General features: G+C 56.8%; 13 protein-coding genes and 11 tRNA genes. 10 read left to right on the plus strand and 14 right to left on the minus strand.

The window, feature by feature from the left end:
• Nucleotides 1-15: 15 nt before the first annotated feature.
• Nucleotides 16-234: a hypothetical protein gene (locus tag QMF38_RS14110; protein ID WP_058095122.1), complete on the minus strand. Its 219-nt coding sequence runs from the start codon at nt 232-234 to the stop codon at nt 16-18.
• A 131-nt stretch (nt 235-365) separates the two neighbouring features.
• On the opposite strand from QMF38_RS14110, the gene QMF38_RS14115 reads away from it, so the two are divergent.
• From QMF38_RS14115 to QMF38_RS14130, 4 genes are all read left to right on the plus strand, one after another.
• The gene (locus QMF38_RS14115; protein WP_058095121.1) at nt 366-1,097 is read left to right on the plus strand and encodes a pseudouridine synthase; all 732 of its coding nucleotides are present in this window, start codon (nt 366-368) and stop codon (nt 1,095-1,097) included.
• 96 nt (nt 1,098-1,193) lie between these two features.
• Nucleotides 1,194-1,580 (plus strand): phasin family protein, encoded by a 387-nt coding sequence (locus tag QMF38_RS14120; protein WP_232302309.1) that lies wholly within the window; start codon nt 1,194-1,196, stop codon nt 1,578-1,580.
• A 34-nt stretch (nt 1,581-1,614) separates the two neighbouring features.
• Nucleotides 1,615-3,303, plus strand: a complete 1,689-nt coding sequence (locus QMF38_RS14125; RefSeq protein ID WP_058095120.1) for an ABC1 kinase family protein — start codon at nt 1,615-1,617, stop codon at nt 3,301-3,303.
• Between the two features lie 20 nt (nt 3,304-3,323).
• The gene (locus QMF38_RS14130; RefSeq protein WP_058095119.1) at nt 3,324-4,193 is read left to right on the plus strand and encodes a PhzF family phenazine biosynthesis protein; all 870 of its coding nucleotides are present in this window, start codon (nt 3,324-3,326) and stop codon (nt 4,191-4,193) included.
• 20 nt (nt 4,194-4,213) lie between these two features.
• Here QMF38_RS14130 and QMF38_RS14135 read toward each other — a convergent pair whose 3' ends face one another.
• Nucleotides 4,214-4,576 (minus strand): hypothetical protein, encoded by a 363-nt coding sequence (locus QMF38_RS14135; protein WP_058095118.1) that lies wholly within the window; start codon nt 4,574-4,576, stop codon nt 4,214-4,216.
• A gap of 156 nt (nt 4,577-4,732) precedes the next feature.
• On the opposite strand from QMF38_RS14135, the gene QMF38_RS14140 reads away from it, so the two are divergent.
• Nucleotides 4,733-4,948, plus strand: coding sequence for a cold-shock protein (locus QMF38_RS14140; RefSeq protein ID WP_058095117.1), 216 nt, complete (start codon nt 4,733-4,735; stop codon nt 4,946-4,948).
• A 190-nt stretch (nt 4,949-5,138) separates the two neighbouring features.
• Here the strand turns inward: QMF38_RS14140 and QMF38_RS14145 are convergent.
• From QMF38_RS14145 to QMF38_RS14195, 11 genes are all read right to left on the minus strand, one after another.
• Nucleotides 5,139-5,215, minus strand: a tRNA-Met gene (locus QMF38_RS14145).
• Between the two features lie 114 nt (nt 5,216-5,329).
• A tRNA-Phe gene (locus tag QMF38_RS14150) sits at nt 5,330-5,405 on the minus strand.
• A 3-nt stretch (nt 5,406-5,408) separates the two neighbouring features.
• Nucleotides 5,409-5,484: transfer RNA gene (locus QMF38_RS14155), tRNA-Met, on the minus strand.
• A 7-nt stretch (nt 5,485-5,491) separates the two neighbouring features.
• Nucleotides 5,492-5,567, minus strand: a tRNA-Val gene (locus QMF38_RS14160).
• A gap of 18 nt (nt 5,568-5,585) precedes the next feature.
• Nucleotides 5,586-5,660: transfer RNA gene (locus QMF38_RS14165), tRNA-Glu, on the minus strand.
• Between the two features lie 6 nt (nt 5,661-5,666).
• Nucleotides 5,667-5,741: transfer RNA gene (locus QMF38_RS14170), tRNA-Asn, on the minus strand.
• Between the two features lie 3 nt (nt 5,742-5,744).
• A tRNA-Ala gene (locus QMF38_RS14175) sits at nt 5,745-5,820 on the minus strand.
• 4 nt (nt 5,821-5,824) lie between these two features.
• Nucleotides 5,825-5,901: transfer RNA gene (locus tag QMF38_RS14180), tRNA-Arg, on the minus strand.
• A 3-nt stretch (nt 5,902-5,904) separates the two neighbouring features.
• Nucleotides 5,905-5,979: transfer RNA gene (locus tag QMF38_RS14185), tRNA-Gln, on the minus strand.
• 3 nt (nt 5,980-5,982) lie between these two features.
• Nucleotides 5,983-6,058 (minus strand) — tRNA-His (locus QMF38_RS14190).
• A gap of 44 nt (nt 6,059-6,102) precedes the next feature.
• A tRNA-Tyr gene (locus QMF38_RS14195) sits at nt 6,103-6,187 on the minus strand.
• Between the two features lie 117 nt (nt 6,188-6,304).
• Between QMF38_RS14195 and QMF38_RS14200 the strand changes: the two genes are divergently transcribed.
• Together QMF38_RS14200 and proC are read left to right on the plus strand one after the other, a co-directional pair.
• Nucleotides 6,305-7,075 (plus strand): alpha/beta hydrolase family protein, encoded by a 771-nt coding sequence (locus QMF38_RS14200; protein WP_281759807.1) that lies wholly within the window; start codon nt 6,305-6,307, stop codon nt 7,073-7,075.
• A gap of 49 nt (nt 7,076-7,124) precedes the next feature.
• Nucleotides 7,125-7,943, plus strand: a complete 819-nt coding sequence (proC, locus tag QMF38_RS14205; protein ID WP_281759808.1) for a pyrroline-5-carboxylate reductase — start codon at nt 7,125-7,127, stop codon at nt 7,941-7,943.
• A gap of 14 nt (nt 7,944-7,957) precedes the next feature.
• On the opposite strand, the gene QMF38_RS14210 is transcribed toward proC, so the two are convergent.
• Nucleotides 7,958-8,446, minus strand: a complete 489-nt coding sequence (locus QMF38_RS14210; protein WP_281759809.1) for a MogA/MoaB family molybdenum cofactor biosynthesis protein — start codon at nt 8,444-8,446, stop codon at nt 7,958-7,960.
• A 93-nt stretch (nt 8,447-8,539) separates the two neighbouring features.
• Between QMF38_RS14210 and QMF38_RS14215 the strand changes: the two genes are divergently transcribed.
• Genes QMF38_RS14215 through QMF38_RS14225 form a run of 3 tightly spaced genes read left to right on the plus strand, consistent with a single transcriptional unit; the run spans nt 8,540 to nt 12,342 of the window.
• Complete coding sequence (locus QMF38_RS14215; RefSeq protein WP_281759810.1) at nt 8,540-9,361, plus strand: dienelactone hydrolase family protein; 822 nt, start codon at nt 8,540-8,542, stop codon at nt 9,359-9,361.
• Nucleotides 9,362-9,419: 58 nt separating this feature from the next.
• Nucleotides 9,420-11,150 carry a phospho-sugar mutase gene (locus QMF38_RS14220; protein WP_281759811.1) on the plus strand — a complete coding sequence of 577 codons (1,731 nt, stop codon included), beginning with the start codon at nt 9,420-9,422 and terminating at the stop codon, nt 11,148-11,150.
• A gap of 1 nt (nt 11,151) precedes the next feature.
• Nucleotides 11,152-12,342 (plus strand): MFS transporter, encoded by a 1,191-nt coding sequence (locus tag QMF38_RS14225; RefSeq protein WP_281759812.1) that lies wholly within the window; start codon nt 11,152-11,154, stop codon nt 12,340-12,342.
• Nucleotides 12,343-12,370: the final 28 nt, after the last annotated feature.

Genomic DNA, 12,370 nt, shown 5'->3' on the forward strand with positions numbered 1-12,370 from the left:
ATAGCAGGGCCACTGTTAGCGATCTTGGTACCAGTCTTTGTAGCGACGGCGGCGCAGCCACTCGAGGCGATGATACAGAAAGCGGCCAATCTCGAGCCCTGTCGAGATTTTACCGAGTACATTCAAAATCGGCTCCAAGGTCCAGTAAATGGTCAATGCGACAAACGCAATGATGGCGAGACAGATGACGGCGAGTCCGAGCAGGACGACAAGTGCGATGGTGAGCAAATGCATCACAGCACCTCGTTTCTACATTGATAGTCTCGCTGCGTTAGGCAACGAAAGCCTTAAAATCATTGTACGGCATGGTCAGGGAAAGACAAAGTGGAACTTTCAGGGGCGGTATCTGAGTTCTTGTGAGGGGGATGATCGTGGAAAGCGTGAGATTGGACAAGTGGCTGGCCACCGCAGGCATTGGCACGCGCAGTGAGGTCAAAAAACTGTGCAAAGCTGGCCGCGTACGCGTGAATGGCGAGGTTGTGAAAGACCCCGCAGTGCACGCCGTCGTCGGCCGGGACGTGGTTGAGTGCGATGGTGAGCCTATTCCATACGAGCAATTTGTTTATTTCATGATGTACAAGCCGCAGGGCGTGTTAAGCGCAACGGAGGACGTGCGTCAGCCGGTCGTCACAGAGTTGCTGGCTGCCAGGGATCGTTCGTATGGCGTGTTTCCTGTCGGACGCCTCGACAAAGATGCGGAGGGGCTGCTTCTTCTGACGAACGATGGCCAACTGGCGCACAGCCTGCTCTCGCCCAAACGCCACGTGCCAAAGCGTTACTTCGTGCGCGTCGAGGGTTGTCTCGATGAGCGCGATCGCGATGCTATCGCGGCTGGTGTCATGCTTGAAGATGGCTACGCCTGCCTGCCAGGGCGCCTCGAAATTCATGTAGCCGGCGATGAATCGGAGGCATCCATTGAAATCTATGAGGGCAAATTTCATCAAGTGAAACGGATGTTTCAGGCGTTAGGTAAACAAGTGACCTTTTTGAAGCGGGTGACGATGGGTCCGCTTGTTCTCGATCCGGGCTTGACCCCTGGCGCATACCGGCCGTTGTCGACGGCAGAGCTTGAGCCACTGTTGAAATTGCGTGCGTAGACTGGGAACGTGGTACACTATTGGCAACAAGCCGTGCGCGTGTGAGCCGCACATCATAAGGTAGTCACACAGCGGAATTGCGAAGTGAGGTGCACGATGTTGGAAGACTCCTTCAAAAAAGTTCTCGATCTTGGCGTTGGATTGATGTCGTATAGCCGCGAGCGATTGTCGGAGGCCGCCAAGCAGTGGGCTGAAGAAAAGCGGATGACGCCGCAACAGACGCGGGATTTTGTGCATGAGATGATCGAGCGTGGCGAACAAGGTCGGATCGAACTGCAGAATGCGGTACAGGACAATGTGCAAAAGGCCTTGACAAAGCTTGGTGTACGTGAAGATCAGGAAGGCATTCGCGCCGAATTGGCGAGCCTTCGCCAGTTGCTGGAGCGATTGGATACCCGCGTGCAGCAGCTTGAGGCGAAATTGTCCGGGAATGGCGTTGCCGACACCGCGAGCGCGGCAGACAAGCTCGAACACGTCGATTGACCCAGGCTGACGTCGGCAGGCAAAGGAGATTGGCATGGTTGGAGGACAGATTCTCGGCAAGCGGGTTCGCCATTTGTCGCGGTATAAGGACATTGCACAGATTCTGGTCGCCAACGGCTTTGGCTGGTTTATTGACGAGATCGGACTGTTCGACATTTTATCCTTGCCGCGGCGCATTTTTTCGGAGCGGCGCGAGCGCGAGACCATTTCGACGTATGAGCGGATGCGTTTGGTCATTGAGCAGCTTGGGCCGACGTTTATTAAGCTTGGGCAAATCGCCAGCCTGCGCGCTGATGTGTTTCCTCCCGAGTTCATCGAGCAGTTGACGAAGCTGCAGGACGAAGTGCCCCCCGTGCCGTTTGATCAGATTCGCACCATCGTCGAGACCGAGATGGGGCAACCCCTTTCGGATATGTTTCGTGCGTTTGACGAAGTTCCGGTAGGCGCCGCTTCCATCGGCCAGGTACACCGCGCCGAATTGCAGTCCGGTGAAGAGGTGGCCGTCAAGGTACAGCGCCCTGACATTCAACAAAAAATCGAGATCGATCTCGACATTTTGATGGATTTGGCGCGCCTGGCCGAACGTCATTTCGAATGGGCGGCACACTATGAACTTAGCCAAGTGGTGGAAGAGTTTCGTTACACTCTGCTCAACGAGTTGAACTATACGATTGAGGGTCGCAATGCCGATCGCTTGCGGAACATTCATGACGGTGATGCGACTGTACGCATCCCGAGGATCTTCTGGGACTGGACCACGTCGCGCGTGTTGACGATGGAATATGTGCGCGGGATCAAACTGACCAATGGAGCGTTTCTGCGCGAATCGGGCTATCGCACCGGGGAAATCGCTCAACGTGTGGCCAACGCCGAGTTCACGCAGATGCTGATGCACGGTTTCTTTCACGCGGATCCCCACCCTGGAAATCTTGCCGTGCTGCCAGACCACAGCGTGCTGTTTATGGACTTTGGTATGGTTGGGCGGCTGACGCCGGAGATGAAGCGGCATTTGTCCGCTTTGATCATCGCGCTCATGCGCCGCGACTCAGACGCCATCGTCCGCGTGCTTTACCGCATGGGCGTGGTCCCCAGTGACGTCGATGACAGGCGGTTGCACCGCGACGTCGACAACCTCCGCGAAAAGTATTACGATCTGCCGTTCACACAAATCAGTCTTGGCGACGCGGTCAGCGAATTGTTCTCCGTCGCGTACCGCCATCGCATCAAAATTCCTTCCGATCTCGCGCTGGTCGGCAAGACGCTCGTCACGGTCGAAGGCGTGGTCGAAGGCCTAGACTCATCGTTTCGTATCCTGAATATCGCCGAGCCGTTCGGACGTGCGTTGTTGCGCGATCGCATGAATCCGCGCCAGTTTGTCGGCAAGGCGTTCAAAGGGGCCGTCGACACGGCCGAGCTCTTGACGGACGTCCCCAGGCAAATCCGAGGCATTTTGCGTGAATGGCGACGAGGCAAAGTGCGCGTACAACTCGAAATGGCAGAAGTGGATCAGTTGATGCGCCAACTTGTCCGCATTGGCAATCGCTTGTCGTTCAGCATCACGTTGCTCGCGTTCAGCATCTTCATGGCAGGCCTTTTGATTGCGACGGTACTCAAACGCTCATCTTCGGCACTTTGGTCATTTCCGACCACTGAGGTGGGTGTCGCTGTAGGTCTATTTATGGTGTTCATATTGATTGTATCCATCTGGAGATCGAGTAAATAGACGACAAGGAGGCGAAAAGGATGCGGGAAGTCGAAATTTTTCAGGTCGACGCGTTTACGAAGGAGCCATTCTTGGGCAATCCAGCCGGTGTTGTGCTCGATGCGGACGACCTGACGGCCGACATGCGGCAGTGCATTGCGCGCGAGATGAACTGTTCGGAGACCGTTTTTGTCGTGCACTTAGGGGAACATCACTACGATTTTCGTTACTATACGCCAGCGACCGAGGTGGATCTTTGTGGGCATGCCACCATTGCCGCTTTGCATCTTTTGCGGGAATGGTCGGAGGTCATTGGGGATCTCCTTGTCCAGACGAATGTGGGCCGATTGCGCATGCGGATCGAAGACTCCGGAATGGTGTGGATGGAGCAGGCCAAGCCGCAGTTTCGCGACTTGGAGCAAGTGGAGAAGGCACAAATTCTTGAGGCGCTAGGTATGTCAGATAAGGACGTCGCGCCAGAATTGCCTTTCGCCATGGCATCGACCGGTTTGTGGCAAGTTATGGTGCCTGTCGCAAGCCGACGTACGCTTTTAGCTCTTGAGCCGCGCATAGATCAGTTGGGTGTCGTATCGCGCCAGCTTGGTGCCGCTTGTGTGCACCTGTACGCACGCGATCCTGTGGCACCGCAGTCCGCGGCTCACACACGTGATTTTGCGCCAGCCGTCGGTGTCGCAGAGGATCCGCATACAGGTACGGCAACCGGGGCACTGGCGGCTTTGTTGGTGCATCGCGGAATCATTGAGCCAGGTCGGCACGTCTTTGAACAGGGATGGAGCGTCAAGCGGCCTGGCCACATATGGGCTGAAATCAATTCCACGGATCTTTCGTCGGTTTGGGTTGGTGGGGAAGCGGTCACTGTGTTGCGCGGTGAGATGCGGCTGACCAAGTAGCGCTCACAGGGGACATACCCCTACATAGAAGAGGAAAGCTGACGAACACAATCTCCGTACCATGTGGCGAGCCATGCCGTGAGGGCTTCGTCGAGTCCGCGTAAAGGGAGAGCTCCAGCGTATATAGACTGCACGGCGGGTGCGACACGGTCTTCGGCTATGCCCGGTGAAGTAAAAGAAGCGTAAACCTCTACGGTCGCATCGGCTCTCACCTCGGCAATCAGGACCACGGCGGTGACAGCGCCGGTGTGGCTGTGAAAGACCACCTCGATGGTGTGCTCGTTGCGCGTATATGCGAGCCGGTGGTCAAATGTGCAAATCATATCGGAAATGGCCTCCATCCGGTCGAGAATAGGGGCTAATGGCGCGCTCTCAAAATTCATATTTTGTATGCCTCCAGAAAGTTGTGGTTAAATTGACCCACTTAGGTTACACTATAGGTGTCACCGATGTCTCGGTCGACGGCACGGGCCCGAAGCCGTTATATGAACAGCGGGATCGACCGCCTGTGTGGAATTTGAAAGCGTGCATTGAGCACCATGGAGGAATTGATTTTGCAGCACGGTACAGTGAAGTGGTTCAACGCAGAAAAGGGTTACGGTTTCATTCAAGTCGAAGGCGGCGAAGACGTATTTGTTCACTTCAGCGCCATCCAAGGCAGCGGCTTCAAGACGCTTGACGAAGGGCAAGCTGTCGAGTTTGACATCGTGGAAGGCCCGAAGGGTCCGCAAGCAGCCAACGTGTACAAACTGTAATCTGACGTACTACGAATAAACTGCTTGTTTATTCGATGTATGTACAAACGAGTCCACGAAGTGGGCTCGTTTTTGTTGTTGGGCGTAAAACACAGGAACGCGCGCATAAGCCGCGCGCATCAGAAGGAAAGCTTTATATGTCCTCTTGAAACTATAGGGAAAACAGTTGATTCCGCAGTGCAAACGAATTTGGTAGCGGCGAGTGGACTCGAACCACCGACACCACGGGTATGAACCGTGTGCTCTAACCAGCTGAGCTACGCCGCCATAGAAGAGTAGAGCATTGCCGACCATCGAAGTGACATTTGAACAGAGAACACTGAAAGGGGAGAAACCCTTTATTGGAACTCCTCGCTTCGACGGAGGACGGCAACACAGGAATGGTGGCTCGGGACGGAATCGAACCGCCGACACGAGGATTTTCAGTCCTCTGCTCTACCGACTGAGCTACCGAGCCAAATGGTTGCGGGGGCAGGACTTGAACCTGCGACCTTCGGGTTATGAGCCCGACGAGCTGCCAACTGCTCCACCCCGCGGCAAGAATGGTGGACGTTGACGGGCTCGAACCGCCGACCCTCTGCTTGTAAGGCAGATGCTCTCCCAACTGAGCTAAACGTCCACGAATGAAGATGAAGAATGGTGACCCCAGCGGGATTCGAACCCGCGTTACCGCCGTGAAAGGGCGGTGTCTTAACCACTTGACCATGGGGCCGCAATTTGGCTCCCCGAGTAGGATTCGAACCTACGACCCTCCGGTTAACAGCCGGATGCTCTACCGCTGAGCTATCGAGGAAAGTGGTGGAGGTAGACGGATTCGAACCGACGACCCCCTGCTTGCAAGGCAGGTGCTCTCCCAGCTGAGCTATACCCCCACAATGGCGTGCCCTGAGAGATTCGAACTCCCGACCTTTTGATTCGTAGTCAAACGCTCTATCCGGCTGAGCTAAGGGCACATATGGCTGGGGAAGAAGGATTCGAACCTTCGCATGACGGTACCAAAAACCGTTGCCTTACCGCTTGGCTATTCCCCAGCATGGGGTGAGTGATGGGATTCGAACCCACGAATGCCGGAACCACAATCCGGTGCGTTAACCCCTTCGCCACACTCACCATACGCGTATTCAGCTTTTCCCAAACGTCCGAAATTCAGACGTTGGTGGAGGGGGTAGGATTCGAACCTACGAAGCATTCCGCAACGGATTTACAGTCCGCCCCATTTGGCCACTTTGGTACCCCTCCGCGTTGGGAAACTGCGTTCTCGCAACGCGCAATGAGTACATTACCATGTGGTTTGGACGAAAGTCAAGTGGTAACATGGAGGAGGAAAAAGTGTGCAAGAAAAGAGGGGAGTTCCGCATGCAGAAGGCCATCGAATTGGCAGTTGACGGACTCGTGTTGCGCGGGATGGAACATGTGCCGGATCAGGCGGCGACAAGGCCGGTGCCGGCGGCCATTTTGTTTCACGGGTTTACCGGAACGCACATTGAAGCCCATCAAATATTTGTCAAGCTGAGCCGTGCGCTTGAAGCAAAAGGGATTGCAGCGTTTCGCTTCGACTTTGCCGGAAGCGGCGACAGTGACGGCGATTTCCAAAACATGACCGCCACTTCCGAAATTCGCGACGCCAAAGCCATTCTCGAATGGGTGAAAGCAGATCCGCGCATCCTCTCTGACCGAATCAGTCTCGTTGGCCTGAGCATGGGCGGCTACGTCGCTTCCATCGTCGCCGGGGATATGCCTGACGCGGTGGATCGACTCGTCCTTTGGGCTCCAGCCGGCAGTTTGCGCGAAGCGATGCAAAGTGCGGCAGAGGAACAACGCGTGGGTCGCAATGACGACGTGTTTGATCTCGGGGGAAACCTCGTGGGGCGCGCTCTATACGAGGACGTGCTCGCGATCGATCCATACGAACGGGCTCGTCCATTCCGGGGCCGTGTACTCATCCTGCATGGCATGGAGGACGCCACGGTGCCATACGAGGTCGCACTGAAATATCAGGAGGACGTGTATGGAGAGCGGGCGCGCTTGCACCTACTTGAAGAGGCGGACCACACATTCAACAACCAACATTGGGAGAGCGAAGTGATCCGCGAAACAGTGGCCTTCCTGACCGACGTGGAACGCTGACAGAACATTCGCCCAAAAAGACAAAAGCTAGGAGACAGGAGGAGAACGCGTGGACGACATCTTCATACTGGGCGCCGGTGCGATGGCCGAATCGTTTATCAAGGGTGTTGTGGCTCAACAGGCGGTCGATCCGGCGCGCATCCGCGTGCTCAACCGCACAAACCGCGATCGGCTTGTACAATTGCAGCAAATGTATGGCATTTCGCCTGCCAGTTCGCTCTCCGAAGTGCGCCGGGCCAGCGTCGTCATTCTCTCGATCAAGCCTTATGACGTGCTGGCTGCCTGCAAGAATATGGCCGAATACCTGTCTGGGCAGACGCTCATCTCGTTTGCCGCAGGCATTTCGATCGCGGCCATCCAAAGCGCCTCTGGTGGCAAGGCGCAGGTGGTGCGCACCATGCCAAACGTGCCGGTTGCCGTAATGGCAGGCGCGATTGCGCTTGCTGCCGCCCCTGACGTCAGTGCCAAGCGGCTCGATGAAGCGGTGCACCTGTTGTCACAATTGGGCGAGGTTGTCGTCATGGAGGAAGCGATGATCGATGCGGCGACCGCCGTATCGGGGAGCGGCCCAGGTTTTCTCAGTTACTTGCTTGAGGCAATGGAACAGGCCGCTGTCGAACTCGGCTTTACGCCCGAATTGGCGCGGCGTCTTATCATTCAAACCGTGATTGGCACGGCGCACGTGTTGCGCGAGTGGGAGCTAAGCCCGGCCGAACTGCGCAAACGTGTGACGTCGCCCAACGGCACGACGCACGCCGGGCTCGCGGTATTGGCGGGGCGCGGCGTGCAACAAGCGATTGTCGATGCGATGCGCCAGGCAGCGATGCGGGCCGAGGAAATGGGACTGGAATACACCCGGCAAGAATAAGTATGGAGTGCGGCTTAATGCCGATGTTCGGTGTGACCCATCAGCAGGTCCACCACGTGTTTGAGCACTGGGCGCACGACCGCAAAACACTCTTCGACGGCTTTGGCACTGCCAGGAAAGTTGACGATGAGCGTGCGACCGGCACTGCCCGCGACTTGGCGCGACGTCATGGCAAATGGCGTCTCCTGCAACGACTCGGCGCGCATCGCCTCGGCGATACCGGGAATTTCCCGTTCGATTACGTCGCGTGTTGCTTCCGGCGTGACATCGCGCGGGCCAAGCCCGGTACCGCCAGTCGTCGCAACCACGGCCACGCCTGCTGCCACGTGTTGGCGTAGAACGTCGGCAATTTGCGGTCGTTCGTCGGGGACAACAGTTTGCGATGTGACCACAAACCCAAGCTCTGACAAAAGCCCAGCGAGCAGTGGGCCACTTATGTCCTGACGCCGCCCCGCTGCGGAGGAATCACTCACCGTCACGACGGCAGCTCGATAGGGGTTCATCGCATTCTTCCTTTCTCAACGCTTCTTACAGCCGATGCGGGCTAGTTGAGCCGCTGATGTCACTGTGACACAATATCCATGGAGGTGGCAAATATGTCATTACATACTGAATGGATTCGCTATGGCAAGAACGGTGAACAACTGGGCTATTTGGCAAAGCCGGAGCGTCTGCCCAACGGGCAGCCAGCCGTCATCGTTCTGCAGGAGATCTGGGGCGTGGACGATCACATCCAAAACGTCGCCAACCGCTTTGCAGAGGCAGGCTATGTCGCACTCGCACCGGATTTGTACGCCGTCGATGGCAAGCGCAAGGAAGGCTTTGAAGCCGACGCGATCGACGCCGTCAAGAAGTTCCTTGAGACCGTGCCACCACAGGTTTGGAACGATAGTGAAGCGCGTGATCGCGCTATGGAAACGCTCCCCGAACCGCAGCGGACGCAGGTTCGTCGCACATTTGGTGCTTTGTTCGGCGGGCTTAATCTCGATGCGTACAACGAGCAGTTGCTTGCGGCATCCTCGTTCCTGCGCGATACATATCCAGGCAGCCAGGGCCAACCCGTCGTATCCATCGGGTTCTGCATGGGCGGCGGCTTATCGGCGCGGCTTGCGACGCTCGATCCGAAGCTGGCAGGTGCCGTCATCTTCTACGGCCAAGCCCCTGGTGAAGACCGCATTGCAAGCATTCAGTGCCCAATTCGCGGCTTTTACGCATCGCTCGATCCACGCATTACCGACGCGGTTCCGGCTTTTGCAGAGCAGATGCAGCGCGCGGGCAAGGATTTTGCGTACCGCGTTTACGAAGGGGCGCATCACGCGTTTTTCAACGATTCTCGCGCGTCGTATCACCCCCAGGCCGCTCGTTCGGCGTTTGCTGAAGTGCTGACCTTCTTCAACCAGGTGACAGGCGGCGTATGAGGGCGAGTTAGCCGGGGCAGACGGCGAAACATCCAAATCGAAGGAGGCGTGATCGAAGATGACCGCGTTTGACGCAGCGAAGGAGTATCAACATTGGCTCGATCAACCGCACCTACCTGCCCAGATGCGCGATGAACTCAAGAGCCTGACGGACGAGGCGGAGATTCGCGACCGCTTTGGCGCAGATCTCGATTTTGGCACAGGGGGCTTGCGCGGTGTCATGGGTGCGGGGCTCAACCGGATGAACATCTACACGGTGCGCCGTGCGACGGCTGGACTCGCACTCCATCTGCAGGCGCAAGGTGAGGATGCGGTCAAGGCAGGGGTAGCCATTGGGTACGACTGTCGCCATCATTCGCAACTGTTTGCCGAGATCGCAGCGTGCACGTTGGCCGCTTACGGCATTCGCGCGTATGTTGCACCGTTGCTCTGTCCGACTCCTGAGCTGTCGTGGACGGTTCGCCGTCTGCAGGCGGCCGCAGGCATTATGATCACGGCCAGCCACAATCCGCCAAAATATAACGGGTACAAGGTCTACAACCGGCATGGTGGGCAGTTGCTTGAAGCGGATGCAGACGACATTAAAGCCCGTATGGCGTCCTTTTCCGACATCTTTCAGGTGCCGAGCCTGACGCGTGACGAAGCGGAAGCAAAGGGCCTTTTGCAGACGGTTTCGGCGAACGTTCGCGCCGCGTACGTCGAAACGGTCGTCCGCGAACTGCGCGATCCACGTCTCGGCGACGAGCGCAAACAACTCGCTGTCGTCTATACGCCACTGCACGGCACGGGCAACGTCCCTGTCCGCGAAGCGTTGCGGCTCGCCGGGTATGAGCGGGTTGCCTTAGTCGCATCCCAGGTTGAGCCAAACGGCGATTTCCCGACCGTAAAAAGTCCCAATCCAGAAGAAGGCGAGGCCCTGTCGCTCGGTTGTCAGCTGGCCGACGAAGTGGGTGCCGATCTCGTCATGGGGACCGATCCGGATGCGGATCGCGTCGGCATTGCGGCCCGCGACAAGACAGGTCAGTTGAAGTTACTGACAGGCAATCAAGTTGGTGCACTGCTCGTCGACTATATGTGTGGGCGCTTGCAAACGGGGGACCAGAAAGGACAGCCACCCATCGTCTTTAAGACCATCGTCACTTCGGACTTTGGCCGTGCCATTGCACAATCACATGGTGTCGCTGTCGAAGAGACGCTCACGGGCTTTAAGTACATCGGGGACAGGATTACGGCCTATGAGGCGAGTGGATCCTATCGTCTCCTCGTCGGCTACGAAGAGAGCTACGGCTACTTGTTAGCGCCCATAGTCCGCGACAAGGATGCGGTGCAGGGGTGTTTGGCGATTGCCGAAATGACTGCGTACCACAAGGCGCGGGGCGAAACCTTGTTCGACGTGTTAGAACGCCTGTACGGACAGTTTGGCTGGTATGGCGAAAAGCTGGTCAATGTCGAACTGTCTGGAAGTGACGGGGTGGAGCGGATGAAGCGAGCCTTACAGGCTTTGCGCGAACAGCCGCTGCAGGTCGACGGATTGCAGTTGATGGCGGTTGAAGACTATTTGTCGGGAGAGCGCCGCTATATCGCGGATGGCAAGACGGAACGTCTGACCTTGCCGACCTCCGATGTACAGAAATTCCTGTTTGCCGGGGGACATTGGGCTGCCATTCGACCATCGGGCACTGAGCCCAAGATGAAAATGTACGTCGGTGTACGCGGTAACAGCGCCAGTGAACGGGATGATGTGCTGAACCGAATTGTCGAGACGTTGCGGCGAAGGGTCGCCGATTGACATGGCTGTATGGAAACGCACGCTCGTCATTTTGTGGTTCGCCAATTTTTGCGTGACGATGGGTACGAGCCTCATCATCCCGTTCATCCCGCTATATTTGGCGCAACTGGGCGTGCACACGGAACAAAGCATCGACCGTTGGTCGAGCTGGGTGTTTTCTATCCAGTTTGTGACGTCCTTCATCTTTCAGCCAATTTGGGGGGCATTTGCCGATCGCCGTGGACGCAAGTTGATGTTGTTGCGCGCGGGCTTTGGCATGGGCGCGATGACCGCCTGTATGGGCTTGGTCAACGCGCCATGGCAATTGCTCTTGCTGCGTTTCATCAACGGTATTTTCTCTGGGTTCATCTCCATGGCGATTTCCTTACAAGCGTCCGTGACGCCCGCCGAACAGTCGGGCAAGGCACTTGGTACTTTGCAGACCGGGAACATCGCCGGATCGCTCATCGGACCGCTTATCGGTGGTGCGCTTTCCGAGTGGCTGGGCTTCCAAGGTTGCTTCTTTTTCACCGGCGCCCTTTTGGTGGTTGCGAGTCTCATCGTCCTCATCTTTGTGCATGAACCAAAGGTCAAGCGGGAGGTTAAGGCCAAACAACGCGGATCATGGCGTAGCCTGGTCGGCCTATGGCCGGTATTCTTGGGTTCGTTCATGACGCAGTTGGCGATGATGAGCATCGAACCGATTGTCACCATCTTCACGCGCCATATCTATCACGGCCCGCATTTGTCGCTGGTTGCCGGCTTGGTCATTGCGACTTCCGGCATCGCCAACCTCATTGGCACGCCAACGCTCGGTCGGATCGGCGACAGGATTGGGCAGTACCGCATTCTCTTGGTCGCGTTTCTCGGGGCGGCCATCGCGTTTATTCCACAGTCGCTCGCACACAATTTGGCGCTGTTACTTTGCGGGCGATTTTTGCTTGGATTGTTCATCGGCGGCATGTTGCCGTCTTTGCAGGTGCTTGTGCGCAAGCTCGCCCCTCTTGAAAAGCAGGCGACCGCGTTTGGCATGAATTCGAGTGCGACGTTCTTTGGCAATCTTGTCGGACCACTCATCGGCGGCAGCGTCGCCGCGAGCTATGGCATTCGTTCTGTGTTTTACGTGACGATGTCGCTGCTTGTCGCAAACGCCATCGTGATCGCGTTCAATCGCAAAGCGCTCTCGCCACGCACGGAGGAGATGGCCGTTTAAGCGTCACTTGTCGTCTGGCGGTTTAGCG

The sequence above is a fragment of the Alicyclobacillus hesperidum subsp. aegles genome (genome assembly GCF_027923525.1).
Classification (GTDB): domain Bacteria; phylum Bacillota; class Bacilli; order Alicyclobacillales; family Alicyclobacillaceae; genus Alicyclobacillus; species Alicyclobacillus aegles.